This is a genomic window from Ralstonia sp. 25mfcol4.1, from assembly GCF_900104095.1.
Lineage (GTDB): Bacteria > Pseudomonadota > Gammaproteobacteria > Burkholderiales > Burkholderiaceae > Cupriavidus.
On the sequence record NZ_FNJO01000003.1, the window covers coordinates 35956 to 62232 of the forward strand.

The window sequence follows — 26277 nt, forward strand, 5'->3', positions numbered from 1 at the left end:
GGCAACCGACGCGTTGCATACTGGCCGTGCTGCAAAAGCAAGGGGCCTGGCGCCCCATTACGAAGAAAGGGGGCAGCAATGAATCGACGAATCGCCATCCTGGCACTCCCTACCCTGATCGCGGTCCCGGCGATCGCACTGGGCGCAAGCAAATCCGAAAAGCAGGCCGAGGTGCGCACTGCTGCGCAGAAGGCACTGGATGCGCTGTACAAGGCGCAGCCATCGGCCCGCAGCGCCGTGGCTTCGGCGGCCGGCTACGCGGCTTTCAGCAATTTCGGCATGAAGATCCTGCTGGCCGGCAGCGGCACTGGCGAAGGCATCGCGGTGAATAACAAGACCAAGGCCATGACCTACATGAAGATGGTCGAGCTGCAGGCGGGGCTGGGCATCGGAGTCAAGAAGTTCCAGCTTGTCTGGGTGTTCGAGAAGGAATCCGCGCTGAACGACTTCATCCAGTCAGGCTGGACCTTCGGCGGACAGTCGACCGCCGCAGCCAAGGCCGGCGACAGCGGCTCTTCCTACCAGGGCGCAGTGGCCGTCGGGCCGGGGATCTGGCTGTACCAGATCACGGACAAGGGCCTGGCGCTGGAACTGACTGCCAAAGGCACCAAATACTACAAGGATGACGAACTGAATTAAGTCGCTACAAAAAAGCGGCGGACCCGGGGCGGCGAGACCGGTCCCCGGGGAATGGCTTTGTCTGCGAAACGGGGACGGCGACGCCCGGAGCGTCCATGTCTGTCCGGACGCCTCCGGTGCGCAGCCGGTGTCCGATCGACCGATGCCGAGCCGTGCGGGCCGTCTCGGTGCACGCCCCCCGCCTGCGGTGCATGACGGCGTGCATGCGTGCCCTGCGATGCCCCATCCTGCCCCCTTCAGCCCCTGTCCTGCCCTGCCCTGACCCACGCCTGACGAGGCGTACCCCGCTCCAATCCACGGCCTGACGCCGTTTTCCGCCCCGCCGCCTATCCGGGTTTCCACTGGCATGGATCGTGCTGGATTACTTTGCAAAGATATCCTTAATATATTTAGAAGATATTTTCTTGCGGCGGACCGGAGCGATCGACAGACCGCCAGGTGCGCAGCCTCACCTTCCCAACCGAGGAGTTCCTCATGAGCAATCCGCGCTGGACCGGCATCTTCCCGGCCGTCACGACCAAGTTCCACGCCGACGAGCGCATCGATGCCGAAGGCACCATCCGCCATATCGACTTCCAGATCCGCAACGGCATCCACGGCCTGGTGACGTGCGGATCGCTGGGCGAGGCCAGCACGCTGTCGCTGGAAGAAAAGCTCGACGTGGCGCGCATTGCGCTGGAGGCCGCCGACGGGCGCATTCCCGTGCTGGCCAATGTGTCCGAGACCAGCACGCGCGACGCGCTGCGCTATATCGACGGCGCCAACAAGCTGGGCGTCGCCGGCTTCATGGTCATGCCGTCGGTGATCTACGTGGCCGACGCCCGCGAGGCCATGCAGAACGTGCGCGCCATGGCCGAGGCGGCCCAGAAACCGGTAATGGTCTACAACAACCCGGTGGCCTACCGGGTGGATCTCAAGCCCGAGCACATGGCCGAACTGGCCGACTGCAAGTGGATCGCGGCCGTCAAGGAAAGCACCGGCGACATCCGCCGCGTGACCGACCTGCGCAACACCGTGGGCGACCGCTACCAGATCTTCATGGGCGTGGACGACCTGGCCTACGAAGGGCTGGCGCTCGGCTGCGACGGCCTGCTGGCCGGCGTGGGCTGCGCCTTCCCGCGCGAGACCGTGGCGCTGTTCGACCTCATGCGCGCCGGCAATTTCGCCGAAGCACTGAAGCTCTACCGCTGGATGACGCCGATGCTCCATCTCGACGTGTCGAACAAGCTCGTGCAGAACCTGAAGCTGATCGACGCCATCGTGGGCGTGGGCACCGAACACATGCGCCGGCCGCGCCTGCCGCTGATCGGCGAGGAACGCGCCTTCGTCGAAAAGGTCGTGCACCAGGCGCTGGCCACGCGGCCGGCCGAGTACCAGTCGGTGGCCTGACGCCCGCGATGCCGGCCGGCGCCCTGGCGCGCCGACTGGCATCCAACTTGCTCGATCCGGCCCGTCCGACATCCACGCACAGGAGCTTTACAGCATGCCCGACCTCTCCTCGATCACGGCGGACGCAGCCCCCGCCAGCCCACCCGTGGCGCGCCCGGTGCGCTGGGTGCTGCGCGCCTCCGATGCGGTGCTTGCCGTGGAGCGCCTGGCGCTTGGCGGGCTGATGACCCTGCTGGTGCTGCTGATCCTGCTGAACGTGGCTACGCGCTATGCCGGCCTGCCGCTCTACTGGGTGGACGAGGCATCGGTCTATGCGGTGGTGTGGCTGACCTTCGTCGGCGCATCGGTCATGACGCGCCTGCGCCTGGATTTCGCGGTGGGCCTGCTGACCGAGCAGCTGCCGCCAAAGCTGGCCCGCGCCGCCAAGGTCATTGCCACGGGCGGCGTGCTGGTGTTCGGGCTGGCCATGATTGCCATGTGCTGGCTGTGGATGGACCCGGTCGGCATCGCCAATTTTCACTTCGACGCCAGGGAATACGCGGCCCAGTCGTTCAACTTCCTCTACACCGAGCACACGCAGACGCTGGAATGGCCGATGTGGGTGCTGCAGCTGATCATGCCGCTGTTCGCCTTCACGCTGAGCCTGCATGCGCTGGCCAACCTGCTTGAAGACCTGGACCTGGCGCCGCGCCGGGCCTACCCCGAGTTCTACGTCGGCGATGCCGAATCGGTGAACTGAAGCCATGACCACCACCCTCTTCTTCTGCGCCGTGATGCTGGCCGGCGTGCCCATCGGCATCTGCCTGTGCCTGTCCGGCCTGGCCTTTATCTTCAGCACCGGCGACACCGTGCTGCTGCAGTCGTTTCCCACGCAGATGTTTGCCGGCGTGGACAGCTACGGCCTGATCGCCATCCCGCTGTTCATCCTGATCGGCGAAATCATGAACAGCGGCGGCATCACGCGCCGGCTGGTGGACCTGTCGATGGCCTTCGTCGGCTCGGTCAAGGGCGGCCTGGCCTACGTCAACATCCTGGCCAACATGCTGGTGTCGTCGATCATCGGATCGGCCACCGCGCAGGTGGCCATCATGGCCCAGGTCATGGTGCCCGAGATGGAAAAGCAGGGTTACGACAAGACCTTCGCGGCTGGCCTGACCGTCTACGGCGGCATGCTCGGGCCCATCATTCCGCCGTCGGTGATGTTCGTGGTCTACAGCGTGCTGGCCCAGGTGGCCGTGGGCGACATGCTGATCGCCGGCATCCTGCCCGGCGTGCTGCTGACACTGCTGTTCTTCGTGATCATCGCCATCATGGGGATGTTCTACAACTACCCGCGCAGCGCCCGCCGGACGCTGCGCGAGCGCGCGACGACCGTGCTGCAGGCCAGCCCGACGCTGCTGATCCCGATCGTCATCGTCGGCTCGATCCTGGCCGGCCTGGCCAATCCCACCGAGGCCGCCGCCGTCGGCGCGCTGGCCGCGGCGCTGGTGGGGCGCTATGTGACGAAAGAATTCGACATGCGCACGCTGCCGGCCATCCTGCTGCGCTCGGCCATCTACTCGGCCATCGTGCTGTTCCTGGTGGCCGCGGCCGCCGTGTTCTCGTGGCTGCTGATCTACGGGAAGATCCCGCAGATGGTGGCCACCTGGATCCAGACCGTGGCGCACAGCCCGATTGCCTTCCTGCTGCTGGCCAACGTCATCCTGCTGATCATCGGCACCGTCATCGACGGCATTCCGGGCCTGATCATGACCGTGCCGATCCTGCTGCCCGTGGCCACCGAGGTTTATCACATCGATCCGCGCCACTTTGGCGTGGTCATCGTGATCAACCTGGTGCTGGGGCTGATGTCGCCGCCCGTGGGGCTGAGCTTCTTCGTGGCGTCGGCCGTCACCGGCGCCAAGCCCGGCAAGATGTTCATGATCACCCTGCCCTTCTTCCTGATCAGCTGCGTTGGACTGGTGCTGCTGTCGCTGTTCCCCAGCCTGTCCATCGGGCTGCTGAAGTAGCCGTTTCCCCTTCCCTCTACCCCTCGACATCCCCCCGAACGTACAGGAGCCTGCCATGTCCCACTTCACCCGCCGCCGCTTTCTGAAGACCACCGCGCTGGCCACCGCCGCCGCGCCGCTGGTGATCACGTCCACCACGCGCGCCGCCACCACGAAGGAATTCCGCCTGGGCCTGATCACGCCGGCCGGGCATTCCTGGAACCGTGCCGCCGTGGCGTTCGGCGAATCGCTGAAGAAGGAAACCGACGGCCGGCTCAGCGTCACGGTGTTCCACTCGGGCCAGCTTGGCAACGAATCGGCGATGATGCAGCAACTGCAGTCGGGCGCGCTCGACATGGGCTGGATCCAGGCCGCCGAACTGGGCTCGCGCGTATCGAGCGTGGCCGCCATCAACGCGCCGTACCTGGTGCGCTCCACGGCCAGCGTGGCCAGGCTGGTGCGCACGCCGGCCGCGCTGAAGCTGCTCGATGCCCTGCCGCGCGAAACCGGCACCATCGGCCTGGGCTGGGGCATCACGGGCATGCGCGTGGTGTTCGCCACCAAGGACATCGGCTCGCCCGACGACCTCAAGGGCATGAAGCTGCGGATCAACCCCACGCCGGTCTACCGCGACTTCTACTCGATGCTGGGGGCCGCACCCACGCCGATCCCCACCCCGGCTGTGTTCGACGCCATGACCAACGGCCAGGTGGACGGGCTGGAAGCCGACATCGAACTGTCCTGGAACCAGCGATACGACAAGATCTCGAAGGCGCTGCTGCCGATGAACGCTCTGTTCATGCCGTTCGCGCCGCTGGTGTCGGGCCGCATCTGGGCCGGGCTCGATGCCAGGGACCGCGACCTGGTGCGGCAGCTGGTCAACCAGGCGCTGACGGCGCAGATCAACGACATCGTGACCACCGAAGCCGGCCTGGTGGACAAGCTCAAGCAGTCGTCGGTGGCATTCAAGAGCGCGTCCAGCTACGACCCGCAGCCGGTCGTGAAGAAGTTCGACGAACTCTGGGTGGCCAAGGCCCCGGCCATCCCCGAGCTGCGCAAGATCGGCGCCACGCTCTGACGCACCGCCCTCCTGCGGCATAATGACGGCCACCGCCAGCCCTGCCGGCTGGCGGGCCCCGCTTCTTCGTTCGAGATGCCTAACGCTTCCAGTTCCCTGGGTACGACCGCACACGCGCCGGAAACCGGCAAGCGCCGCGCCGCCGATATCGCCTATGACCGGATCGAGACCATGATCTCGAAGCTGGAGATCGCGCCCGGCAGCCCGGTGGTGGAGGCCGAACTGGCCGAAATGACCGAACTGGGCCGCACGCCGGTGCGCGAGGCGCTGATGCGCATGGTGTCGATGGGCCTGATCGTGCAGCAGCCACGCCGCGGGCTGATGGTGTCGACCATCGACGTGATGGACCACCTGGACGTGATTGCCACCCGCCGCGTGCTGGAACGGCTGATCGCCGCCAGCGCCGCGCGGCGCGCCACCGACGCCCAGCGCAAGGCGCTGCTGGCCAGCGCCCAGAAGATGGTCAAGGCGGCCCAGCGCGGCAACCTGGACGAATACATGGCCGCCGACCAGGCGCTGGACCACGTCAATCATGCCGCCTGCCGCAACCGGTCGGCCGTGAAGGCCGTGATCCCGCTGATCGTGCAGTGCCGCCGCTTCTGGTACGCCTACCAGCACGAAGGCGAGATTGCCGAGGGCGCCCAGGCGCACCTGGCGATGGCCAGCGCCATCGCCAGCGGCAACGAGGCCGATGCCGCGCGCGGCGCCGACCTGCTGATGGACTATCTGGAACGGTTCGCGCGGCGGGTGATCGACGCCTGATTGCCGCCGTTCCCGCCGGCAGCCCGCCTCAGACCACCCCCTCGCGCTTCAGCCCGTCGATATCGTCGGCGGTCAGCCCCAGCCCGCCATACACCTCCGCATTGTGTTCGCCGACGCCCGGCCCGCTGCGCGCCGGGGCCGGCGCATGTCCGGAAAATCTCGGCACCACGCAGGGCGCCGGAATCGTGCCCAGATCCGGATCGGGCAGCCGCACGATGGCCTGGCGCGCCTGGAAGTGCGGATCGTCGACGATATCGGCAATCGAGAAGATCTTGCTGAACGGAATCTCGTGCGCGGCCAGCGCCTGCGCAACGTCCGCGTAGGCATGCGCCGCGAACCACTGCTTGATGGCGGCGTCCAGGGCGTCCAGATGCCTGACGCGCGACGGATTGGTGGCAAAGCGGGCATCGTCGGCCATGGCCGGCTGGCCGATGGCCTGGCACAGCCGCCGGAAGATCGGTCCCGACGAGGCTACCAGCGACACCCACTGGCGGTCCGCCGTCGCGTACATGTTCGACGGGGCGGTGTACGTGGCCCGGTTGCCGGCGCGCTCGCGCACCTGCCCCAGTTGCTCGTATTCGACCGCCAGCGGCTCCAGCACGCGGAACAGCGCCTCGGTTGCGGCGAGGTCGATCTCCTGGCCCGGCATCGCCTCGTTGCCCGCCCGGCGGCGCTCGGCCATGGCGCTGGCGATGGCAAATGCGCCAAACAGACCGGCCACCATATCGCCCATCGGATAGTTCATGTGCAGCGGCGCGCCGCCGGGCTCGCCCGTCAGGTTCGTGAACCCGCTCATCGCCTCGAAGATCCGCGCAAACCCGGCGCGCTGCGCGTAGGGGCCGGTCTGGCCGAAGCCGGTCAGGCGCAGCACCGTCAGCCGGGGATTGGCCCGGTGCAGCGTGGCCAGGTCCAGGCCCCAGCGGTCGAGCGTGCCGGTGCGGAAGTTCTCGACCAGCACGTCGAATTCGGGCAGCAGCTTCAGGAACAGTGCACGGCCGGCCGGCTTGCGCACATCGAGGGTGATGCCGCGCTTGCCCCGGTTCGTGACCTTCCAGTACAGCGCCAGGTCGCCCTTGACCGGCGCCAGGCCGCGCAGCGGATCGCTGCCGTCGGGCAGTTCGAGCTTGACCACCTCGGCGCCCATGTCGGCGCACAGCGTGCTGGAAAACGGCGCGGCCAGCACCGTGGCCATGTCGAGGATGCGGACGCCGGCCAGCGGGCCCGGGCCTGCGGGCGGGCCTGCATGCGGACCTCCGTGCGGGGATGCGGGCGCGCCTCCGAGCGGGGATGCGGGCGGGGATACGTATGTCATGGTCAGTCCAGCGTGGTGCCGGTGGATTTCACCAGCGCCGCCCACCAGGCGGTATCGGTCTTGATCTGCTGCGCGAACTGCTCGGGCGAATTGCCCACCGGCTCGGCGCCCTGTTCGATCAGCCGCTTGCGGATCTCGGGCCGCGCCAGCACCTTGACCATGGCCTGGTTCAGGCGCGGCGTATGGGCCGGCACCATCAGCCCCTTCCACGCCGTCACCACGTAGCCCTTGAGCCCGGCTTCCTCGGCGGTGGGCACGTCGGGCGCACCCGAGGCGCGCTTCTCGCTGGTCACCGCCAGCGCCCGCAGCTTGCCCGACTGCACGTGCGGCCAGATCGCCGGCATGTTGTCGATCATCAGCGTGATATGGCCGGCGATCAGGTCGGCCACGGCCGGGCCGCTGCCCTTGTAGGGCACATGCTGCATCTTCAGGCCGGCGGTCTGGTTCAGCAGTTCGCCGGCCAGTTGCGCGGGGCTGCCGTTGCCGGGCGAGCCGAAGGTGATCTGGTTCGGATGCGCGCGGGCGTAGGCCACGAACTCCTTGACGTTCCTGACCGGCAGCGATGCGTTGACGGCCATCATGTTGTGGTCGCGGGCAATCATCGTCACGGCCGCCAGGTCGCGCGCAGGCTCGTAGCTCATCTTCGCGTACAGGCTCGGATTGATGGCGATCTGCCCGGCGGCGGCCATCAGCAGCGTGTAGCCGTCCGGCGCGGCCTTGGCCACGATATCGCCCCCGATATTGCCGCCCGCGCCTGGGCGGTTGTCGACGATCACGGTCTGGCCCAGTTCCTCGCGCAGCGGCTCGGAAATCAGCCGCGCCACGATGTCGGTGGACCCGCCCGGCGCGAACGGCACGACCAGGCGGATGACCTTGCCGGGATATTTCGCATCGGCATCCGCCGCGTGGACCGGCATCATCGGTATCAGGGCCATGCCGCACGCCAGGCCGGCGGCAATCAGGATGGGCTTGAACATGTTGTCTCCGTCTTTGTCGATGGCACGGTGCCGCTCAGCGGGTGCCGGCCTGCGCGAACGTGCGTTTGGCAATGTTGAGCTGATGGATCTGGCTGGTACCCTCGTACAGCCGGAACAGTCGCACGTCGCGGTAGAAACGCTCGATGCCATAGTCGGCGATATAGCCGTAGCCGCCGAACAGCTGCACGCAGCGGTCGGCCACGCGGCCGCACATCTCCGACGCGAAATACTTGCAGATCGACGCCTCCATCGTCACGTCCTGCCCGTCGTCGCGCTTGCGCGCCGTGTCGAGGATCAGCGCACGGGCCGCGTGGATGTCGGTCTGGCAGTCGGCGATCATCGCCTGCACCAGCTGGAAGTCCGCCAGCACCTGCCCGAACTGCTTGCGCCCGGTGACAAACCGCACCGCATCGTCGAGCATGCGGATGGCCGGCCCGGTACACAGCGCGGCCAGGTGGATGCGCTGCTTGTTCAGCACCTTCATCGCCGTCTTGAAGCCCTGCCCTTCCTCGCCGCCGATCAGGTTGGCGGCCGGCACGCGGCAATCGTTGAAATAGACCTCGGACACCGGCGAGCCGGCCTGGCCCATCTTCTGGTACGGCTGCCCGGTGCCGAGCCCGGGTGTACCACGCGGCACAATGAACGCCGAGATGCCGCCCGCGCCGGCCTTGTCCGGATCGGTGCGCGCCATCACCGTGAATAACCCGGCAATGGGCGCGTTGGTGATGAAGCACTTGGTGCCGTTCAGGATGTAGTGGTCGCCGTCGCGCACGGCCGTGGTCTTGAGCGCAGTGGCGTCGGACCCCGCGTCGGGCTCGGTCAGCGCAAACGACCCGGTCAGTTCACCACTGGCCAGCCGCGGCAGGTAGCGCGCCTTCTGCTCGGGCGTGCCGTCGGCCACCAGGGCCTCGGAGCCGATCCCGGTATTGGTCCCCACGCGGGCGCGGAACGCCACCGAGCACTGCGACAGTTCCATCGCGGCCAGCACCAGTTCCTCGGTGGTCATGCCGGCGCCGCCGTATTCCTCCGGAATCGAATAGCCGAACATGCCCTGCGCGGCCATGGCATTGACCACGTCCTCGGGCACCAGGTCACGCTCGGCCACCTCGGCTTCGCGCGGTACCAGCCGCTCGCGCACGAAGCGGCGCAGCGACAGCAGGAACGGCTGGAATACGTCCGGATCACGAATCATCGTCTCGCTCCATCGATCTCTTGTCTTGTGATGGAACCGAAGCGTACGCCCCGCTTCGATATGGCGGCATCGTTGTTTCGCTATCTTGAACGTTGGACGGCCCGGCGCCATACTGGCTTCGGTAGGATGACAGCCCATGCCCGTACCCAAATTCCCCCACCATCATCCCGATCCGGCCTTCGCCACGACCCTGGCGCACGGTCTGGCGCTGCTGCAGTGCTTCCGGGTGGGCGAAACGGTGCTCAGCAACAAGGAACTGGCCGAGCGCACCGGGCTGTCCAAGGCCACCATCAGCCGGCTGACCTACACGCTGGCCGTGCGCGGGCTGCTGCTCTACGACGACCGGCTGCGCCGCTACCGGCTGGGATCGACGGCGCTGTCGCTCGGGTATCCGCTGCTGGCCAGCCTGCGCGTGCGCCAAGTGGCCCGCCCGCTGATGAAGGCGCTGGCCGACCGCATGGGCGGGTCGGTGTCGCTGGGCCTGCGCGACCGCCTGCGCATGGTCTATGTGGAAACCAGCCGGGGCCACGACGCCATCGCGTTCCGGCCCGATATTGGCGCGTCGCTGCCGATGCTGGCTTCGGCCATCGGCCGCGCCTGGCTGGCCCAGGCCCCTGCCGACCTGCGCGCCGCCGTGCTGGCCGGTCTGCGCGAGACCGAGCCCGACGACTGGCAGCGCCATGCAGGCGCCATCCAGGACGCCATCGACGATCTGGCGGCGCTCGGCTTCACGCGCTCGGCCGGCGACTGGCTGCCCGATGTCCACGCCGTGGCCGTGCCCATGCGGCAGCCGACCGATGGCGAAACGCTGGTGTTCAACTGCGGCGTGCCCGCCACGCGCATGAAGCCCGGCAAGCTCGAACGCGAGATGGGACCGCGCCTGATCGAACTGGTGGCAGAAGTCGAGGCGCTGCTGGCATGACACGCGACAGCCTCCCCGGCAGCCCCGCCTCGTCTCTGCCAGCCCCGGGCGACGACCCGGCCGACCGCCAGTTCGCCCGCACGCTGGCCAACGGCATCGACATCCTGCTGGCCTATCGACCCGGCGAGGCGCTGCTGGGCAACCGCGATTTCGTGCAGCGCACCGGACTGTCGAAATCCACGGTGGCGCGGCTCACCCACACGCTGGCCGTGCTGGGCTACCTGCGCCATGAGACGGCGCTGGGCAAGTACTGGCTGGGCGCGCCGGTGCTGGCGCCGGGCTACCCGCTGCTGGCGAGCATGCAGATCCGCCAGGTGGCGCGCCCGCTGATGAAGGCGCTGGCCGACGAGATAGGCGGCGCCGTGTCGCTGGGCATCCGCGACCGCACCCAGATGATCTACGTGGAAACGGCGCGCTCGACCGACAACCTGGTGATGCCGCCCGACATCGGCGCGGCACTGCCGATGCTGACCACCGCCATCGGCAAGGCATGGCTGTGGCGCGTGCCGGCCGCCTTGCGCGATCCGGTACTGAACCGCCTGCGGCTGGCGTCGCCCGACGCCTGGCGCCGCGCCGCACCGGCCCTGGCGCAGGCGCGGCAGGACCTGGAAGTGCTCGGCTATTGCTCGAACCGGGCCGAATGGCGGCACGACGTGTTCGGTTTCGCCGTTCCGCTATGCAGGCCGGTCGATTCCCAATGGTTCGTGGTCAATGGCGGCGTTCCGGCACGGACGGGCACGTTCGACACCATGCAGAAGCGCGTCGGGCCACGCGTGTCCGCCCTGGCCCGCACGCTGGAAGACCTGCTCGGGCTGCGCTGACCCTCGGCCGGACACCCGGCAAGCAGCGGACCGGCGCGCCTGTCTTGTCCGGATTGCATCCACGCGGCGACGTGTTGGAAATATGACGAAGGCCGTGCCGGGACCATGGCTTTTCCTTGACGATTCAACGGCTCACTGGGCATCATTCGCCCCTTGATTCCGTAATGCGAGTTGTTCGCATTACGGTTTACGTTTTCATTTGTGAGCCAAACCGCACCATGACGTCCTGCCCGTCGCCGGCATCCCGCCGCCAGCACGCACCTTCGCGCATCCGCCCTCTCGCCGCCTTTGCCCGCATGGCCGTCCTCGCCGGCTTTCCGCTGTGCGGCGCTGCCATGGCCCAGACCGCGCCGGCCGAACAGGCCCTGCCGTCGGTGACCGTGAGCGCCACGCAGGACATCGATCTGGGTCCGCAGCTTCGGAAAAAGGCTTCCGGCGGTGCGCTGGGCAGCCGCTCGCAGCTGGACACGCCGTTCTCCACCACGGTCGTAAGCGGCGAAGACCTGGCTGACCGCCAGGTGACCAAGGTGGGCGATGTGTTCTTCAACGACGCCTCGGTGTCGGACAACAGCAACGGCAACAACGCCTGGGCGTCGTACACCACCGTGCGCGGCCTGCAGCTGGACTGGCGCAATGCGTACAAGATCAACGGCATGCCGTTCATCGCCTACGGCATTACGCTGCCCTACGAGCAGCTTGAACAGGTGGAACTGCTCAAGGGCGCGTCCGGCTTCATGTACGGCTTTGGCAACCCGGGCGGCACGGTCAACTACGTGACGAAGAAGCCGACGGACCAGTTCACGGCCAGCGTGGAACTGGGCTACCGGTCGTCGCATGTATGGACGGAGCACGTGGACGTGGGCGGCCGGGCCGGCCCGGACAATATGTTCGGCTACCGCCTGAACGTGACGCACGAGGAAGGCAAGCCGGCCAATGCCGTGGGCATCAACCGCAATTCGGTGTCGCTGGGCCTGGATGCCCGCATCACGCGCGACCTGACCTGGACGTTCGACAGCATCTACCAGGACCGCAATACCTGGGGCGCGACGCCGTCGTTCTACTTTGGCGGCCTCGGCGGCAACCAGCTGCCCGGCGTGATCAGCGGCCGCGGCGGTCTCTACGCCGGTCCGGACACGCATTTCTACTCGAACCTCCAGGTCTACCAGACCGGCCTGCGCTACAACCTGAACCCCGACTGGACGGTCAGCACGACCTACAGTTTCAGCAAGCAGGCGCGCAGCCGCAACGAAAGCACGTTCTTCGTGTCGGACGCTGCCGGCAACTACACCAGCTCGCGCTACGACGGCGCCGAGAACCAGCAGTTCAGCAACTGGACGACGATGGTCGAGGGCAAGTTCCGCACCGGCCAGTTCCGCCACGAGCTGGTGGCCGGCGTGAGCTGGCAGCAGCAGATCGACCGCTATACCAGCAACTTCTTCAACGACCCGTTGCTGGCCTCCGGCAACCTGTATGGTCCGTACACGGGCGTGCACTACAGCAACACGGCGTTCCAGAAGTACCGCGCCGGCGATACCACCCAGAAGGCCGCCTTCGTCAGCGACACGATGCACCTGACCGACAAGTGGTCGGTGCTGGCCGGCCTGCGCGTGACCAATTACGAACAGAACAGCTTTACCGGCACGGGCACGGGTGACACCAGCTTCACCAAGAACGGCCTGCTGACGCCCACCGCGGCGATCATGTTCAAGCCGATGCCAAGCACCACGCTGTACGCCAGCTACGTGGAGTCGTTCGACGGTGGCGGCGTGGTGGCCACCAACTACGCGAACGCCGGCCAGGGCCTGACGCCGGCCAAGAGCCGCCAGTACGAGGTGGGCGCCAAGACCGACCAGGGCGTCTGGACCGGTACCGCCGCGCTGTTCCGCATCGAGCGCCGCAGCGAATTCTCGCGCGACAACGGCGCGGGCGCGCTGCCGACCTTCGTGCAGGATGGCCAGTCGGTCTATCAGGGCCTGGAACTGGCCGGCTCGTCGCGGATCGGCTCGCAGTGGGAAGTGGGCGGCAGCGCGATGTTCCTGCACACCGAGTACACCGAAGGCGATACCAACATCGGCAACCGCGTGGCGGGCGCCCCTAACTTCATGCTGACAGGGCGCGTGGCGTACCGCATTCCGTTCGTGCCTGGCCTGAAGGTGGGCGTGGACGGCAAGTACACCGGTCCGATGAAGGCCGACGCCGCCAACAACCTGAACCTCGGCGGGTACACGGTGTTCAACCTCGGCGCCACGTACAACACGCGCGTGTCCGGCAAGGAGCTAACGCTGCGCGCGGCGCTGACCAACCTGACCAACAAGCGATACTGGGCCTTCCAGTACGAAAACTACGCCCAGCCGGCCGACCCGCGCGCCATCAGCCTGAGCGCGAAGATCGCCTACTGATTGCCGGCCCCGATGGCCTGAGTCAGGCCAGAGACCGTGGAAAGGCCCCGCTCCGGCGGGGCTTTCCGTTTTTGGCGCGACGCTGGCCCGTGCCCCTGCCAGCCGTATACAATCCCGTTTTTTCCTTCCCGCCGAGCCCCCGCCATGACCACCCTTGGAACCCCCCTCTCCCCGTCCGCCACCAAAGTCATGCTGCTGGGCTCCGGCGAGCTTGGCAAGGAAGTGCTGATCGCGCTGCAGCGTCTGGGCGTGGAAACCATTGCCGTGGACCGCTACGAGAACGCGCCGGGTCAGCAGGTGGCGCACCGCGCGCGCACCATCACGATGAGCGATGGCGACCAGCTCAAGGCGCTGATCGAAGCCGAGCGCCCCGACCTGGTGGTGCCGGAGATCGAAGCCATCGCCACGCCGATGCTTGAGGCCCTGGAAGCCGCCGGCGTGGTCCGCGTGATCCCCACCGCCCGCGCGGCGCGCCTGACGATGGACCGCGAGGGCATCCGCCGCCTGGCCGCCGAAACGCTGGGCCTGCCCACCAGCCCGTACAAGTTCTGCGATTCGCTCGAAGAACTGCAGGCTGCCATCGACGGCGGCATCGGCTACCCGTGCGTGGTCAAGCCGGTCATGAGCAGCTCGGGCAAGGGCCAGAGCAAGATCGACGGCCCCGAGGGCGTCAAGGCGGCGTGGGACTACGCCATGGCCGGCGGCCGCGTCAGCCACGGCCGCATCATCGTGGAAGGCTTCATCGATTTCGACTATGAAATCACGCTGCTGACCGTGCGCGCGGTCGGAGCCAATGGCCAGGTGGAAACGCAATTCTGCGAGCCGATCGGCCACGTGCAGGTGGCTGGCGACTACGTGGAAAGCTGGCAGCCGCACCCGATGCACCCGAAGGCGCTGGAAACGGCCCAGCATATCGCCCGCGCAGTGACGGCGGATCTGGGCGGCCAGGGCCTGTTCGGCGTGGAACTGTTCGTCAAGGGCGAGCAGGTCTGGTTCAGTGAAGTCAGCCCGCGTCCGCATGACACCGGCATGGTGACGATGATCTCGCAGTGGCAGAACGAATTCGAGCTGCACGCCCGGGCCATCCTCGGCCTGCCGGTCGACACCAGCCTGCGCGCCCCGGGTGCCAGCGCGGTGATCTACGGCGGCGTCGACGCCCAAGGCATCGTGTTCGACGGCGTGGACGATGCCCTGCGTGTGCCGCAGACCGAGCTGCGCCTCTTTGGCAAGCCCGAGTCGTTCACCAAGCGCCGCATGGGCGTGGCGCTGGCCTACGCCGGCGATGTCGATACCGCCCGCCATCGCGCCAAGGAAGCCGCCAGCAAGGTCAAGCCGCGCAAGGCCTGAGCACCCCCTGACGCACGGCCCGACGGTTGACTCCCGTCACATCACCCGGTCTGCCCGGTCCGTGGGCGCCGCCATCGGCTCGCGCGCGCCCGGGTCGGCCGCCGCCGCGGCCAGCGCCGCATGCGCGCCGCGCGGCGAATCGCGCAGGCCGCTCAGGTCGGCCCCAGACGGCGCCTGGTACAGGCGTAGCCCCAGCTCCGGCAGGATCGCAAACAGGTGGTCGAAGATATCGCCCTGGATGCGCTCGTAGTCCATCCAGCCCGTACGCGTGCTGAAGCAGTAGACCTCGATCGGAATGCCCTGCGAGTCCGGTTCCATCATGCGCAGGTTCAGCAGCAGGTCGTGATGGATATCCGGATGCGCGCGCAGGAACGCGATGCCATAGGCGCGGAACGTGCCCAGGTTGGTCAGCCGGCGCCGGTTCACGGGATCGGCGTCGGGGCCCTGCAGCGCCCGGTTGGTCTGTTCGACCTCCTGCTGCTTGACCTCCAGGTAGTCGTGCAGCAGCCGGAAGCGCATCAGCGCGCGCACTTCGGCATCGTCCAGAAACCGTACCGACGTGGCGTCGATGCGCAGCGTGCGCTTGATGCGCCGGGCGCCGGACTCGAACATGTGCCGGTAGTTGCGGTAGCTCTCCGAGAACAGCTTGTAGGTCGGCACCGTGGTCACGGTGTTGTCCCAGTTCTTGACCTTGACCGTGTGCAGCGCGATGTCCATGACGAAGCCGTCGGCATTCGACTGCGGCATCTCGATCCAGTCACCGATGCGCAGCATGTCGTTCGATGTCAGCTGCGTACTGGCTACCAGCGACAGCAGCGTGTCCTTGAACACCAGCAGCAGCACCGCCGAAAGCGCGCCAATACCGGACAGCATCCACAGCGGGGAGCGATCGATCAGGATCGACAGCACCAGCACCCCGCACACCAGCCACAGCGCCAGCTGGGCGATCTGCACGTACCCCTTGATCGAGCGCGTCTGCGCGCGGCGGCTGTTGGCGAAGACGGTCTGCCAGGCGCCAAGCACGCCCGACAGCATCAGGAACACGCTGACCCACGTGCCGGCATGCGCCAGCCGCTCGATCAGGATCGAGAACTTGCCCAGGTCCGGCACCTGGCTGATGCCGACCGTGATCACTGCCAGGAACACCGCGTAGCCCAGCCGGCGGTAGGTGCGGTGGCGCATCAGCGCGGCCGCCCAGTCGCGGTTGCCCGACAGGCTCAGCACGCGATACACCACACGGCCCACCACACGGGCCACCAGCCACTGCGCGATGGCGGCAATCACCATCAGCGCCAGCACATAAAGCGAGATCTGCGCCCACGGATGGGCGGGAATGCGTTGCTGGAACAGGTCCAGCAGGGCGTCAAATGTCATCAAGGCAATGCAAAGGCATTCGGTTCGGAACAGGCGACAAGTCTACTAGCCATGCGCCCCGGCGCCACACTTTGCGTGCCTGATCCTGCAAATTCGGACTTGTCTCAAGCCGGAAGCAGCTTCAGGCCGCCGATCCCGACGAAGATCAGCGCGATCAGCGCCAGCCGGGCCGGCGACGCGCTTTCGCCCAGGAACAGGATGCCCACCAGCGTCACGCCAATGGCCCCGATGCCGGTCCAGACCGCATAGGCGGTGCCCACCGGCAGTTGCCGCAACGCCGCGCTGAGCAGGTAGATGCTGGCCAGCGCCGCGCCAATGCCCAGCAGCGTCGGCACGGGGCGCGTCCAGCCATCGGTGTGCTTCAGCGCCAGCGCCATCACGATCTCGATCAGTCCCGCCACGACCAACAGCGTCCACGCCATGGTGCTCTCCTCCTATCGGACAACCCCGGTTGCCCTTCCTTCCGCCACACTGTAGGCTCTGCAGATCGGCATAACCATTCGCACAAATCGCGGAAAGGCAATGCAAAAATGCAGGAGGCAGACTGGGACGACCTGCGCGTCTTCCTGGCCGTGAGCCGGCACGGGTCGCTGGCGGCGGCGGCGCGGGCGCTGCGGGTCAATCATTCGACCGTGCTGCGGCGGCTGAACAAGCTGGAGGAAGACCTGGGCACACGGCTGTTTTCGCGAGACCTGGGCGGCTATGTGATGACGCCGGCCGGCGAAACGCTGGCCGGGCAGCTTGACGGCGTGGGCGAACAGATCGACGCCGCCCAGCGCGTGCTGGCCGGGCGCGACACCGAACTGGGCGGCCCGCTGCGCGTGACCACCACCGATACGCTCGCCTATGGGCTGCTGATGCCGATCCTGGCCGATTTCAGGGCCCGGCATCCCCGTATCGAACTGCAGGTGGTGATCCACAACAACTTCCTGAACCTGACCCGCCGAGAGGCCGACGTGGCCGTTCGGCCAGCCTCGGCGCCGCCCGAGCACCTGCTGGGCCGGCACGTGGGACGGCTGCAGACCGCGCCCTATGCGTCGCGCGATTATCTGGGCCGCATGGAAGCGCCCGCCCAGGCGCACTGGCCCGGCCACTGGTGGGTAGTGCCCGACGACAGCCTCGCGCATCTGGCGCAGTCCCGCTGGGCGCTGGCCAACGTGTCTCCGGACCGCTGCGCCGTGCGCGCGGACAGCCTGGTGGCCATGGCGCAGGCCGTACGGCTTGGCATGGGCGCCGGCATGCTGCTATGCATGCTGGGCGATGCCGACGCGTCGCTGGTGCGGCTGGACGAACCCGACCCGGCGCTCGACACCCCGCTGTGGCTGCTGACCCATCCGGACCTGCGTCACAGCGCCCGCGTGCGCGCCTTCAACGACTTCGTCACCGACGCGCTGCGGCTGTCGCCCTGGGTACTGCAGGACTGAGACCCCCTGCGCGCCGCCCTACTTTGCGTGCGGCGCGTACATCGCCATGAGCTGTTCGTCGCTGAAGCCCCACTGGCGGGCGTCCTCGAACGCGATCACGGTGTCGTCGGCCTGGGTCAGGTCCAGCACCTCGGGGGGCAACGGCCTGGCATCGGTCACCGAGTAGAACACCATCACCCGCGGCCGCAGCGGCTCGCCTTCGTTCTGGCCGCACACTACCGCCAGCCGGCCCGAACGCAGCCGCAGCACGGTGCCCAGCGGGTAGATGCCGATGGTGCGCGTAAACGCCTTGAACACGCGGCGGTCGAACAGCGTGTCCACGCGCACCGCGATGTATTCCATGGCGCGCGCCGGCGACCACGCCGGGTGGTTCGGGCGCGGCGAGGTCAGCGAATCGTAGGTGTCGCAGATGGCCGCGATCTTGGCGTGCACGCTGATCTCGTGCTCCAGCAGCCCGAACGGGTAGCCGCGCCCGTCCACCCGCTCATGGTGGTGCACGCAGACATCGAGCGGAATGTTGGTGTAGAGCCGAGCCTCGTTCAGGATGCGGTAGCCGGCCGACGGATGGCGGCGCATCTGCTCCTCTTCCGATGGCGACAGGTCGCCGCCCTTCATCAGCAGGGACTCGGGCAGCGTCAGCTTGCCGATATCGTGCACCAGCCCGGCCAGGCCCAGTTCGCGCACCTCGCCGTCCGGCAGCTTGAGGTTGCGGCCCACGGCGATCATCAGCGCGCAGACCGAGAACGAATGCAGGTACGTGTAGTCGTCCTTGACCTTGAGCCGGGCCATGGCCAGCAGCGCCTGCGAATGGCGCGACAGCGATGTCGACGCCGAGTCCACCAGCAGCAGCGCGCCGTTGGTTTCGAGCGCGCGGCCCATGCGGACGTCGTTGAACAGGTTGCCGACCAGCACGCGGCCGGTCTTGATCAGTTCGCGCGCACGCTCCAGTTCGTCCTCGAAACTCGACTCGGGATCGTCGCTGGCGTCGTCGGCCTCCATCGTTTCCGGCGCCGCCGGTGTCGGCAGGTTCCGGCCCTTGAGGATGTCGATCCAGACGTCCTGCACGTTGGCCGACTGGATCTGCTCCACCTGCTCGTCGCTCGTCACCAGAAAACGCGAGCGCCAGAACGGGTGATTGATCCACGGCCCGCCCAGCCTTGCCACGAACATGCCAATCTGCAGCTGTTCCGCCTTGATTCTTCTCAGCATGCACTCGCCCCTATCAAATGGCGCACGAAGCCCCTGCCTCGCGTACCCGTTCAAGCGGGGCTCTGGTCAGGCTGGCCCCTCGCTCTGATGCTCATCATTGGCCGCCATTATCGGCAGGCAGCTGGATTTCTTTAGTGTTTTCTGCTGGCGCGCCGATCCTGCGGCATCCGCATCCGCATCCGCATCCGCATCCGCATCCGCATCCGCATCCGCATCCGCCAACGCCACCCACGCGACCCGGGCCAGCAGCCACGCGCCGAGACCGACGGCACCGACGATCAGCCCGAAGCCGGCCACGCGCTGGTCACCCAGCAGGTAGTTGGCGCACAGCCGCGTTTGCGCGTCGACGAAGAGCATGCCAAAAGTCAGGGCCATCCAGACCATGTTGCCGCCAAAAAACAACACCAGCGGCCACGGCGCGATGCGCAAGGCCGTGACGCCGGCCAGCCCCGCCACGCAGACCGACACATCGCGCGCCACCCCCGGATGCCAGGACATGCGCGACAGGTCGATGGCGGTCGACAGCATCCAGACACCGCTCGCCACCGAAGCCACCACCAGCAGCGCCAGGGCATGGGGTCGTAGCCTCGCCAGCGCAACGGCGCGGCGGCGCGGCGGCGCGGCGCGGCGCCAGCAGCGTCGGCGCCAGGCAGGCCGCCGCGCGCGTTTCCCGCCCCGGCGCGGGCCGGGCATGGCATCCTCCATCCGGTCAGCACGTGCCGGCGGCGCTTTGTTCGCCACCCCGCAGACCCCATCCCCCGGTTGCGCGAGACTTGTCCGCGCCAGGCCCGGCCCGCGCGATCAGGCTTGATATTCGCGGCGACTTGCCGTTATCTGTTGTCGACCACCGCCATTGCGTCTTTCTGCTTGATGCACACCCACTACGACAACCTCAAGGTTTCACGCGACGCCCCGACCGAAGTGATTCGGGCCGCCTACAAGTCCTTGAGCCAGAAATATCATCCCGACCGGCACGCCGACAGCGAGGAAGCCAACCGCATCATGCGGCTGCTGAACGCCGCCTATGAAGTGCTGCGCGACCCCGAGCGCCGCGCCGAGCACGACCAGTGGATCATCGCCGAGGAAAAACGCGAGGCCGAGCGGACGCAGCGCCAGGCGCAGGCCCAGCGGGCAGCGGCGGCCCAGGCCCAGCGCCAGGCCGCACAACGCCAGCAGGCCGCGCGACAGGCGGCTTCCCGCCCCGGGCAGCAGGCGCGCGCCGCCGATCCGGAGCCCACCGATGCGCCGCCCTTCCGTTCGCGCAAGGCGCGTCCGGACCGCCAGGAGCGCACCCGGCGTGCGGCCCGCGAACGTGCGTCCGACGGACCCGCCGTACCGCTGCCAAAATACGGCTCGGTCGCGCTGTATGCGGCCATCGGCGCGATCATCGTGATCATGCTGGGAGACTGGTCGGGCACCGGCGAAGCCACGGCGGGCAGCCCCGACGCCCGGGCCGTGCCGGCCAGCGCCGCGCAGGCTTTGGCCAGATCGGTGTCACCGGGAGTGCAGCTGGTTGCCCGCGATCGTGGCTACACCCGGCCGGCGATGACGCCGCGCGGCATGCCCTGGCCCGATCATTCTGGCTATCTGCCGGGCTATCCGGTACTCAACGGGAATGGGCTGTCGACGCTGACGGTCGACAATTCCGGCAGCGCGTCGGACGTACTGCTGAAACTCGTGGCCGTGGACGGCAATGCGCCGCTGCCGGTGCGCACGAGCTTCGTGCGCGGCGGATCGTCGTTCACGATGGAAAATATCTCGCCCGGCGCCTATGACCTGCGCTACCAGAGCCTGGACTCGGGCGAGATCTTCCGCTCGGAACGCTTCGATCTGTCAGAAATCCGCGAGGCGGCCGGCACCAGCGCCAACCGCAATGTCTTCAAGCTGTATGCGGTACCGGGCGGCACATCGCGCTCGGTGACCATCTCCGAGCGCGAATTTCCCTGAGCCGGGAACGGGACGCCGGCCCCGCAGGTGCGGGAAAGCGTCCAGCAGGGATCAATAGGGCTTGGGCTGGGGCTGACCGTTCGGCACCACGTATGGCTTCGGCTTGGGCGCCGCTGCCGGCACATTGCCGTACAGCTTCTGCCAGCGCGACTTCAGGCCGTCGGCGATTTCCTTCTGGTTGTACTGCTCGGCGAAGTCGATCACCGTCATGCCCTGCTGGTTCTTCAGGCGCATGTCGGCACCTTCGTCCAGCAGCAGCTTGACCGTCTCGATGTGCCCGCCGCGTGCCGCCATCATCAGCGGCGTGGTGCCGTTCGGGCTTTCGGCGTCCAGATAGGCGGCATGGTCCACCAGATACTTGACCACGTCGTTGTGCCCGTTCGTCGCGGCATAGTGCAGCGGCGCCCAGCCCTTCTTGTTGACCTCGGCCTCCTCGCCATCGACCATCAGCTTGATCATGTCGAGGTCGCCGTTGAGCGCCGCCATCATCAGCGCGTTCTCGCCGGCCGGGTTGGTCTTGTCGAAGTCGATGTTCCTGGCCTTGATCAGCGCCGTGGCCGCCTTCTTCGACTTTTCGCGAAGCGCCACCACCAGCATCGGGTTGCCGCGGTTGTCCACCAGGTTGGGGTCCACGCCCTTGGCCAGCAGCTTCTGCACCGTGTTGCCGTCATCGAATTCCACGGCCTTGCGCATGTCGTCGGCCGGTGCGGCCTGCACCAGCGCGCAGCCCGACATCGCGGTCAGGCCCACCAGGGCCATCGTCGACGCCAGGCGTCGAATCCTGATATCAAGCATGAGCATTCCTGTCTATGTGCTTGAAAAGACGGAAGAAGTTATCCGTCGTCTGCTCCGCTACCGCCTCCACGGGCACATCGCGCAGGCGGGCGATGAACTCGCCCACGTGGCGTACCCAGGCGGGTTCGTTGGTCTTGCCACGATACGGCACGGGCGCCAGGTACGGCGAATCGGTCTCGATCAGCATGCGGTCCAGCGGCACCTTCCTGGCGGTTTCCTGCAGGTCCGCCGCGCTCTTGAACGTGACAATGCCTGAGAACGAGATATGGAAGCCTTCGTCGAGCGCCTGCTTCGCGATGTCCCAGGTCTCGGTAAAGCAGTGCATGACACCGCCGGCCTCACGCGCATTTTCCTCGCGCATCAGCCGGATCGTGTCGTCGGCCGACGAACGCGTATGGATGATCAGCGGCTTGCCGGTCTGGCGGGCGGCGCGGATATGGGTGCGGAAACGCTCGCGCTGCCATTCCATGTCGCCGACGCTGCGGCCGTTGAGCCGGTAGTAGTCCAGGCCGGTCTCGCCGGTACCCACTACGCGCGGATGGGCCGACAGCGTCACCAGCCGCTCCAGCGTCGGTTCCTCGGCGTCTTCCTCGTAGTCGGGATGCACGCCCACCGACGCGTAGAGGTTGGGATGCTGTTCGGCCAGCGCCAGCACGCGCGGAAAATCCTCCAGCGTCACGGAAATGCACAGTGCATGCGTGACCTGGTTGGTCTTCATGTTTTCCAGCAGCTGGGGCAGTCGCTGCGCCAGCTCCGGAAAATCGATATGGCAATGGGAATCGACAAACATTGTGTACTCCTCCGCGCTCAGCCGAGGCGGCGGCCCAGGATCACGAGATCGCGCTCGACGCCATCGAGCACGGCCACGCGCGGCAGGTCGCCCCAGCGCGAGAAGCCATGGCGCTCGAACAGGGCCAGGCTAGGCGCGTTATGGCCGAAGATAAAGCCCAGGAGCGTGTTGACGCCGACCCGGGGCGCATGCGCAATGGCCTGCTCCAGCAGGTACCGGCCCAGACCCTGGCCACGGAAATCCTCGTGCAGATAGATCGAGACTTCGGCGGTAGCGCCGTAGGCGGGACGACCGTAGAAGTCCGAGAAGCTGACCCAGCCCGCCATGCGGCCATCGGCGGCTTCGCACACCCAGAGCGGGCGGCGTTCGGGCAGGTGCGCCGCGAACCAGGCTTCGCGCGAAGCCACGGACACCGGCTCCGTATCGGCAGTCACCATGCGCGACGGCACCGTGCTGTTGTAGATATCGACGATGCCAGCCAGGTCGCCACGCGTCGCCAGACGCACCGAAAAGCCACTATTACTCATAAAAACAGATACTTGCGAAGTATGCTTCGCGTTTCACTTGAAGTTACAGGGTCTGCGTGGGCCGTCCGGATTCGATGGTCTTGCCCAGCAGTTCTTCCACCGCGCGCTTGAGCATGCGGCCATTGTCATCGTCCGGCAGATGCACGCCCACGCCGGGCGTCTTCATCGGCGTGCCGGCCGGGGTAATCCAGGCCACGGTGCCCTGCACCTGGTATTTCTGCGGCCGGTCCAGCAAGGAAAGCACCAGGAAGACCTGCTCACCCAGCCGGAACGGCCGGTTCGACGGCACGAAGATGCCGCCGCGCGACAGGAACGGCATGTAGGCCGCATAGAGCCCCGCCTGGTCCTTGATCGACAGCGACAGCACATTCGGCCGCTGCGGCGCGCCGCCCGTGGCGGGCCCCGCCGGATTGACGGGCGCAGCCGCCGCCGGACGCGGCGGCATCGTGACTGGTGCATTCATGTTTGACCCCTGCTGTGCTTTTGCCCACTTAGGCGGGCTATGGAATATGGGAACTGCGTGGCTCGACTTTTACCACGTGTGCCCATCGATGCCTATGCTTTTGGCCGCTTCGGTCCTTTTTTGTCGCTTTCAGCGGAACAACTGCCGGTAATCGAGGAAAACTGACTCCAGGACCAGCCGCGGCGCCAGCGGATGGTTCTCGCTACGCCGATGATTGACCAGACGGGCGGCAAACCCCTGCAGTCGATGGGCGTCGGTGGCGCCGGCGCAGCGGCCGAGCGCGACCTGCTCCTTCGGGAAATAGCGCACCGTGCCCGTCCCCAGGCACAGCGCCAGCAGATCGTACGTCCAGCGTTGCAGCACGCCCAGCACGGCCGGCACGGGCAGCTTCTGCAACTGGTCGGCCGCCGCCAGCGGATCGAACGCGGCGCCGGCGCCCAACTGGCCCACCAGCAACCGCTGCAGCGGCTGTTCCTCGGCTTCGGCCGCATGCAGCGCGGTCAGCGGCGCACCGCCCGACAGCGCCAACTGGGCCTCGACATCGGCCACGCCCTGGGTGCGCAACCATTCCAGCGCCGCGGCGTGAGTGGGCCGCGCCACCGAAAACTGCCGGCAGCGCGACAGGATCGTCGGTAGCACGCGGTCGATCCGGTCAGTCACCAGCAGGAACACGGTGGACGGCGGCGGCTCTTCCAGCGTCTTCAGCAACGCATTGGCACCCTCGGTCTGCAGCGCGTCGAGCGGGTACACCACCACCACGCGCAGGCCGGCGCGATGGGTGCCCACCCCCACGGCCTCGATCAGCCCACGCACCTGCTCCATGCGGATGATCTTGCTGGGCGCCTTCTTCTTGCTGCTGCCGCCGCCTTCGCCGTCACTTTCGGCATCGCCCCCGCCCGCTTCCAGCGCCTCCGGGCGCACCACGGTGAAATCGGGGTGATTGCCCTGGCTGAACCAGTGGCAGGCGCCGCAGGTATTGCAGGGCTGGCCATCGGCCACAGGGGATTCACACAGCAGGCCCTGCGCAAAGTGCAGCGCCAGGTCGCGCTTGCCGATGCCCTGCTGCCCATGCAGCAGCAGCGCGTGCGGCAGACGGTCGCGTAGCGCGGCCAGCCGTTGCCAGTCTTCTCGTTGCCAGGGATAAAGCATGCCGGATCAGTCAGTTAGCGCGATCGTCTCATGTATTGTCCGAGCCTAGGCCGTCCACATCAGCGCGCGCATATATATCCAATGAATCAAAGGCTTGAGATGATTTCCTCAAGCGTCACGCGAATCTCGTCGATCGAGCGCGTGGCATCAATCACGCGGAACCGCCCCGGCGCCTCGGCCGCGCGGCGCAGGTATTCGGCGCGGGTGCGCTCGAAGAACGCGCGCGACTCCGCCTCGAACTTGTCCGGCTCGCGGGCACCGGCCAGGCGCTGCGCCGCCGTCTCCAGCGGCACGTCGAACAACAGCGTCAGGTCGGGCTGCAGGTTGCCCTGCACCCACTGCTCCAGCACTTCGAGCCGCTCGCGCGGCAGGCCGCGCCCACCGCCCTGGTAGGCGAACGTGGCATCGGTGAAGCGATCGGAGATGACCCAGTCGCCGCGTGCCAGCGCCGGTTCGATGACCTCGGCAATGTGCTCGCGGCGCGCCGCGAACATCAGCAGCGCCTCGGTCTCCAGGTCCATCTTCCGGTGCAGCAGCAGGCCGCGCAGGTCTTCGCCCAGCGGCGTGCCGCCCGGCTCGCGGGTGGTCACAACGGTTGCGCGTTCGCGCAGGCGCCCGGCTACCCAATCGATATGGGTGCTCTTGCCGGCGCCGTCGATGCCTTCAAAGGTGATGAATCTGCCGCGCATGAATTCAGGGCTTTCCGCGCTGGTACTTGTCGACCGCGCGATTATGTTCGGGGAGTGAGCTGGAAAAATGGCTGCTGCCGTCGCCTCGGGCCACGAAGTACAGCGCATCGGAAGGCGCCGGCGTGGTGGCCGCGGCCAGCGATGCCAGGCCTGGCAGCGCGATCGGGGTCGGCGGCAGGCCGGTCCGGGTGTACGTATTGTACGGGGTGTCGGTCTGCAGATCTTTCTTGCGCAGGTTGCCGTCGAAGGTCGGCCCGATGCCATAGATCACGGTCGGGTCGGTCTGCAGCATCATGTTCTTGCGCAGCCGGTTCACGAACACGGCGGCAATCAGCGCCCGCTCTGCCGCCTGGCCGGTCTCCTTTTCGACGATCGATGCCATGACCAGCGCCTCGTACGGCGTCTTGTATGGCAGGTCGGGCGAGCGCGCGTTCCAGGCATCGTTCAGGCGCTTCTGCATGGCGCGGTAGGCGTGTTTGTACAGCTCCACGTCGCTGCTGCCGCGTGCGAAGAGGTAGGTATCGGGAAAGAACATGCCTTCTGGCGATGTCTCGGCCGCGCCGATGGCCTTCATCAGGTCGGCATCGGACATGTTCTGCGTGTCGTGCTTCAGGGCCGGACTGGCGTCCACGGCCGCGCGCATCTTGCGGAATTCCCAGCCCTCGATCACGGTGACCACATAGTGCGTGACGTCGCCCTTGGCCAGCTTTTCGATCACATCGAGCGGTGTCACGCCGGTCTCGAACTGGTATCCGCCAGCCTTGAGTTCGGTGGCATGCCCGGTCACGCGCGCCAGCAGCTGGAACAGGCGCGGGTCCATGCCCACGCCGCCGCGCTGGATCTGGCGGCCCACGCTGGCCACGCCGGAATTCGGCTTGATGATGACTTCGACGGGGGATGCGGACAGGGCAAGCGGCTGGCGGGCCCACCAGGCAAAGCCGCCGGCGGCGGCCATGGCGAAGACCAGCAATACCCCGACCAGGCGCAGGAACAGACGTTTCATGGCGTAAGAATAAACACCGGCCGCCATGTCCCCGCCGGCGGGTCGGGATCATTGGAGCGGCCGGTCGGAATGGCGACAGGC

General features: G+C 67.2%; 26 protein-coding genes. 12 read left to right on the forward strand and 14 right to left on the reverse strand.

The window, feature by feature from the left end; genetic code table 11:
• The first annotated feature begins 78 nt into the window (after positions 1–78).
• The 6 genes from BLQ58_RS06210 (at position 79) to BLQ58_RS06235 (ending at position 5856) form a co-directional block, all read left to right on the forward strand.
• Entirely contained in the window at positions 79–639 is a 561-nt protein-coding gene (locus BLQ58_RS06210) for a lipid-binding SYLF domain-containing protein (RefSeq protein ID WP_139186064.1), read from the forward strand.
• 474 nt (positions 640–1113) lie between these two features.
• Positions 1114–2028 (forward strand): dihydrodipicolinate synthase family protein, encoded by a 915-nt coding sequence (locus BLQ58_RS06215; protein WP_092595625.1) that lies wholly within the window; start codon positions 1114–1116, stop codon positions 2026–2028.
• Positions 2029–2122: 94 nt separating this feature from the next.
• Complete coding sequence (locus BLQ58_RS06220; protein WP_092595627.1) at positions 2123–2767, forward strand: TRAP transporter small permease; 645 nt, start codon at positions 2123–2125, stop codon at positions 2765–2767.
• A 4-nt stretch (positions 2768–2771) separates the two neighbouring features.
• Positions 2772–4037, forward strand: coding sequence for a TRAP transporter large permease (locus BLQ58_RS06225; RefSeq protein WP_092595629.1), 1266 nt, complete (start codon positions 2772–2774; stop codon positions 4035–4037).
• A 55-nt stretch (positions 4038–4092) separates the two neighbouring features.
• Complete coding sequence (locus BLQ58_RS06230) at positions 4093–5094, forward strand: TRAP transporter substrate-binding protein (RefSeq protein ID WP_092595631.1); 1002 nt, start codon at positions 4093–4095, stop codon at positions 5092–5094.
• A 75-nt stretch (positions 5095–5169) separates the two neighbouring features.
• Positions 5170–5856, forward strand: a complete 687-nt coding sequence (locus BLQ58_RS06235) for a GntR family transcriptional regulator (RefSeq protein WP_092595633.1) — start codon at positions 5170–5172, stop codon at positions 5854–5856.
• A 28-nt stretch (positions 5857–5884) separates the two neighbouring features.
• Here the strand turns inward: BLQ58_RS06235 and BLQ58_RS06240 are convergent, their stop codons facing one another.
• Genes BLQ58_RS06240 through BLQ58_RS06250 form a run of 3 tightly spaced genes read right to left on the reverse strand, consistent with a single transcriptional unit; the run spans position 5885 to position 9337 of the window.
• Entirely contained in the window at positions 5885–7168 is a 1284-nt protein-coding gene (locus BLQ58_RS06240; RefSeq protein WP_092595635.1) for a CaiB/BaiF CoA transferase family protein, read from the reverse strand.
• Between the two features lie 2 nt (positions 7169–7170).
• Positions 7171–8145 (reverse strand): Bug family tripartite tricarboxylate transporter substrate binding protein, encoded by a 975-nt coding sequence (locus BLQ58_RS06245; RefSeq protein ID WP_092595637.1) that lies wholly within the window; start codon positions 8143–8145, stop codon positions 7171–7173.
• 34 nt (positions 8146–8179) lie between these two features.
• On the reverse strand, positions 8180–9337 hold the full coding sequence (locus BLQ58_RS06250; protein ID WP_092595639.1) for an acyl-CoA dehydrogenase family protein: 1158 nt from the start codon (positions 9335–9337) through the stop codon (positions 8180–8182).
• 136 nt (positions 9338–9473) lie between these two features.
• Between BLQ58_RS06250 and BLQ58_RS06255 the strand changes: the two genes are divergently transcribed.
• The 4 genes from BLQ58_RS06255 (at position 9474) to purT (ending at position 14826) form a co-directional block, all read left to right on the forward strand.
• Positions 9474–10259 carry an IclR family transcriptional regulator gene (locus tag BLQ58_RS06255; protein ID WP_092595641.1) on the forward strand — a complete coding sequence of 262 codons (786 nt, stop codon included), beginning with the start codon at positions 9474–9476 and terminating at the stop codon, positions 10257–10259.
• Complete coding sequence (locus tag BLQ58_RS06260) at positions 10256–11080, forward strand: IclR family transcriptional regulator (RefSeq protein ID WP_092595643.1); 825 nt, start codon at positions 10256–10258, stop codon at positions 11078–11080. The genes BLQ58_RS06255 and BLQ58_RS06260 overlap by 4 nt, the downstream gene beginning before the upstream one ends.
• A 218-nt stretch (positions 11081–11298) precedes the next feature.
• Positions 11299–13479, forward strand: a complete 2181-nt coding sequence (locus BLQ58_RS06265) for a TonB-dependent siderophore receptor (RefSeq protein WP_092595645.1) — start codon at positions 11299–11301, stop codon at positions 13477–13479.
• A 144-nt stretch (positions 13480–13623) separates the two neighbouring features.
• On the forward strand, positions 13624–14826 hold the full coding sequence (gene purT, locus BLQ58_RS06270) for a formate-dependent phosphoribosylglycinamide formyltransferase (protein WP_092595647.1): 1203 nt from the start codon (positions 13624–13626) through the stop codon (positions 14824–14826).
• Positions 14827–14862: 36 nt separating this feature from the next.
• Here purT and BLQ58_RS06275 read toward each other — a convergent pair whose 3' ends face one another.
• Together BLQ58_RS06275 and BLQ58_RS06280 are read right to left on the reverse strand one after the other, a co-directional pair.
• Complete coding sequence (locus BLQ58_RS06275; RefSeq protein ID WP_092595649.1) at positions 14863–16200, reverse strand: mechanosensitive ion channel family protein; 1338 nt, start codon at positions 16198–16200, stop codon at positions 14863–14865.
• Positions 16201–16304: 104 nt separating this feature from the next.
• Positions 16305–16622 carry a DMT family transporter gene (locus BLQ58_RS06280; RefSeq protein WP_092595651.1) on the reverse strand — a complete coding sequence of 106 codons (318 nt, stop codon included), beginning with the start codon at positions 16620–16622 and terminating at the stop codon, positions 16305–16307.
• Between the two features lie 108 nt (positions 16623–16730).
• Between BLQ58_RS06280 and BLQ58_RS06285 the strand changes: the two genes are divergently transcribed.
• On the forward strand, positions 16731–17624 hold the full coding sequence (locus BLQ58_RS06285) for a LysR family transcriptional regulator (RefSeq protein WP_092595653.1): 894 nt from the start codon (positions 16731–16733) through the stop codon (positions 17622–17624).
• Between the two features lie 18 nt (positions 17625–17642).
• On the opposite strand, the gene BLQ58_RS06290 is transcribed toward BLQ58_RS06285, so the two are convergent.
• Positions 17643–18833 (reverse strand): HD-GYP domain-containing protein, encoded by a 1191-nt coding sequence (locus BLQ58_RS06290; protein WP_092595655.1) that lies wholly within the window; start codon positions 18831–18833, stop codon positions 17643–17645.
• A 66-nt stretch (positions 18834–18899) separates the two neighbouring features.
• Positions 18900–19526: a hypothetical protein gene (locus tag BLQ58_RS06295; RefSeq protein WP_139186065.1), complete on the reverse strand. Its 627-nt coding sequence runs from the start codon at positions 19524–19526 to the stop codon at positions 18900–18902.
• 177 nt (positions 19527–19703) lie between these two features.
• Here BLQ58_RS06295 and BLQ58_RS06300 point away from each other — a divergent pair, with 177 nt between their 5' ends.
• Positions 19704–20780, forward strand: coding sequence for a J domain-containing protein (locus BLQ58_RS06300; RefSeq protein WP_092596431.1), 1077 nt, complete (start codon positions 19704–19706; stop codon positions 20778–20780).
• 51 nt (positions 20781–20831) lie between these two features.
• Here BLQ58_RS06300 and BLQ58_RS06305 read toward each other — a convergent pair whose 3' ends face one another.
• The 7 genes from BLQ58_RS06305 to mltG all read right to left on the reverse strand — a co-directional run bounded on the left by BLQ58_RS06305 (position 20832) and on the right by mltG (position 26196).
• Complete coding sequence (locus BLQ58_RS06305) at positions 20832–21575, reverse strand: ankyrin repeat domain-containing protein (RefSeq protein WP_092595659.1); 744 nt, start codon at positions 21573–21575, stop codon at positions 20832–20834.
• On the reverse strand, positions 21568–22365 hold the full coding sequence (locus BLQ58_RS06310) for a TatD family hydrolase (RefSeq protein WP_092595661.1): 798 nt from the start codon (positions 22363–22365) through the stop codon (positions 21568–21570). Before BLQ58_RS06310 ends, BLQ58_RS06305 begins: the two co-directional genes overlap by 8 nt.
• 17 nt (positions 22366–22382) lie before the next feature.
• Positions 22383–22892 (reverse strand): GNAT family N-acetyltransferase, encoded by a 510-nt coding sequence (locus BLQ58_RS06315; protein WP_092595663.1) that lies wholly within the window; start codon positions 22890–22892, stop codon positions 22383–22385.
• A gap of 43 nt (positions 22893–22935) precedes the next feature.
• Entirely contained in the window at positions 22936–23355 is a 420-nt protein-coding gene (locus tag BLQ58_RS06320; RefSeq protein WP_092595665.1) for a PilZ domain-containing protein, read from the reverse strand.
• 129 nt (positions 23356–23484) lie between these two features.
• Positions 23485–24504 carry a DNA polymerase III subunit delta' gene (locus tag BLQ58_RS06325; protein WP_092595667.1) on the reverse strand — a complete coding sequence of 340 codons (1020 nt, stop codon included), beginning with the start codon at positions 24502–24504 and terminating at the stop codon, positions 23485–23487.
• An 86-nt stretch (positions 24505–24590) separates the two neighbouring features.
• A complete protein-coding gene (gene tmk / locus BLQ58_RS06330; RefSeq protein WP_092595669.1) occupies positions 24591–25193 on the reverse strand; it encodes a dTMP kinase in 603 nt (200 codons plus the stop codon).
• 4 nt (positions 25194–25197) lie between these two features.
• Positions 25198–26196 (reverse strand): endolytic transglycosylase MltG, encoded by a 999-nt coding sequence (gene mltG, locus BLQ58_RS06335; RefSeq protein ID WP_092595671.1) that lies wholly within the window; start codon positions 26194–26196, stop codon positions 25198–25200.
• Between the last annotated feature and the right edge of the window lie 81 nt (positions 26197–26277).

What these genes read in the sequence shown, in the direction of transcription:
- BLQ58_RS06260 (WP_092595643.1), top strand. Translation starts at nt 10,256, where the DNA reads ATGACACGCGACAGCCTCCCCGGCAGCCCCGCCTCGTCTCTGCCAGCC.
- BLQ58_RS06310 (WP_092595661.1), bottom strand. Translation starts at nt 22,365, where the DNA reads ATGTTTGTCGATTCCCATTGCCATATCGATTTTCCGGAGCTGGCGCAG.
- BLQ58_RS06315 (WP_092595663.1), bottom strand. Translation starts at nt 22,892, where the DNA reads ATGAGTAATAGTGGCTTTTCGGTGCGTCTGGCGACGCGTGGCGACCTG.
- BLQ58_RS06295 (WP_139186065.1), bottom strand. Translation starts at nt 19,526, where the DNA reads ATGCCCGGCCCGCGCCGGGGCGGGAAACGCGCGCGGCGGCCTGCCTGG.
- BLQ58_RS06235 (WP_092595633.1), top strand. Translation starts at nt 5,170, where the DNA reads ATGCCTAACGCTTCCAGTTCCCTGGGTACGACCGCACACGCGCCGGAA.
- BLQ58_RS06225 (WP_092595629.1), top strand. Translation starts at nt 2,772, where the DNA reads ATGACCACCACCCTCTTCTTCTGCGCCGTGATGCTGGCCGGCGTGCCC.
- BLQ58_RS06230 (WP_092595631.1), top strand. Translation starts at nt 4,093, where the DNA reads ATGTCCCACTTCACCCGCCGCCGCTTTCTGAAGACCACCGCGCTGGCC.
- tmk (WP_092595669.1), bottom strand. Translation starts at nt 25,193, where the DNA reads ATGCGCGGCAGATTCATCACCTTTGAAGGCATCGACGGCGCCGGCAAG.
- BLQ58_RS06280 (WP_092595651.1), bottom strand. Translation starts at nt 16,622, where the DNA reads ATGGCGTGGACGCTGTTGGTCGTGGCGGGACTGATCGAGATCGTGATG.
- BLQ58_RS06290 (WP_092595655.1), bottom strand. Translation starts at nt 18,833, where the DNA reads ATGCTGAGAAGAATCAAGGCGGAACAGCTGCAGATTGGCATGTTCGTG.
- BLQ58_RS06240 (WP_092595635.1), bottom strand. Translation starts at nt 7,168, where the DNA reads ATGACATACGTATCCCCGCCCGCATCCCCGCTCGGAGGCGCGCCCGCA.
- BLQ58_RS06255 (WP_092595641.1), top strand. Translation starts at nt 9,474, where the DNA reads ATGCCCGTACCCAAATTCCCCCACCATCATCCCGATCCGGCCTTCGCC.
- BLQ58_RS06265 (WP_092595645.1), top strand. Translation starts at nt 11,299, where the DNA reads ATGACGTCCTGCCCGTCGCCGGCATCCCGCCGCCAGCACGCACCTTCG.
- BLQ58_RS06220 (WP_092595627.1), top strand. Translation starts at nt 2,123, where the DNA reads ATGCCCGACCTCTCCTCGATCACGGCGGACGCAGCCCCCGCCAGCCCA.
- BLQ58_RS06325 (WP_092595667.1), bottom strand. Translation starts at nt 24,504, where the DNA reads ATGCTTTATCCCTGGCAACGAGAAGACTGGCAACGGCTGGCCGCGCTA.
- mltG (WP_092595671.1), bottom strand. Translation starts at nt 26,196, where the DNA reads ATGAAACGTCTGTTCCTGCGCCTGGTCGGGGTATTGCTGGTCTTCGCC.
- BLQ58_RS06285 (WP_092595653.1), top strand. Translation starts at nt 16,731, where the DNA reads ATGCAGGAGGCAGACTGGGACGACCTGCGCGTCTTCCTGGCCGTGAGC.
- BLQ58_RS06210 (WP_139186064.1), top strand. Translation starts at nt 79, where the DNA reads ATGAATCGACGAATCGCCATCCTGGCACTCCCTACCCTGATCGCGGTC.
- purT (WP_092595647.1), top strand. Translation starts at nt 13,624, where the DNA reads ATGACCACCCTTGGAACCCCCCTCTCCCCGTCCGCCACCAAAGTCATG.
- BLQ58_RS06305 (WP_092595659.1), bottom strand. Translation starts at nt 21,575, where the DNA reads ATGCTTGATATCAGGATTCGACGCCTGGCGTCGACGATGGCCCTGGTG.
- BLQ58_RS06320 (WP_092595665.1), bottom strand. Translation starts at nt 23,355, where the DNA reads ATGAATGCACCAGTCACGATGCCGCCGCGTCCGGCGGCGGCTGCGCCC.
- BLQ58_RS06245 (WP_092595637.1), bottom strand. Translation starts at nt 8,145, where the DNA reads ATGTTCAAGCCCATCCTGATTGCCGCCGGCCTGGCGTGCGGCATGGCC.
- BLQ58_RS06250 (WP_092595639.1), bottom strand. Translation starts at nt 9,337, where the DNA reads ATGATTCGTGATCCGGACGTATTCCAGCCGTTCCTGCTGTCGCTGCGC.
- BLQ58_RS06300 (WP_092596431.1), top strand. Translation starts at nt 19,704, where the DNA reads ATGCACACCCACTACGACAACCTCAAGGTTTCACGCGACGCCCCGACC.
- BLQ58_RS06215 (WP_092595625.1), top strand. Translation starts at nt 1,114, where the DNA reads ATGAGCAATCCGCGCTGGACCGGCATCTTCCCGGCCGTCACGACCAAG.
- BLQ58_RS06275 (WP_092595649.1), bottom strand. Translation starts at nt 16,200, where the DNA reads ATGACATTTGACGCCCTGCTGGACCTGTTCCAGCAACGCATTCCCGCC.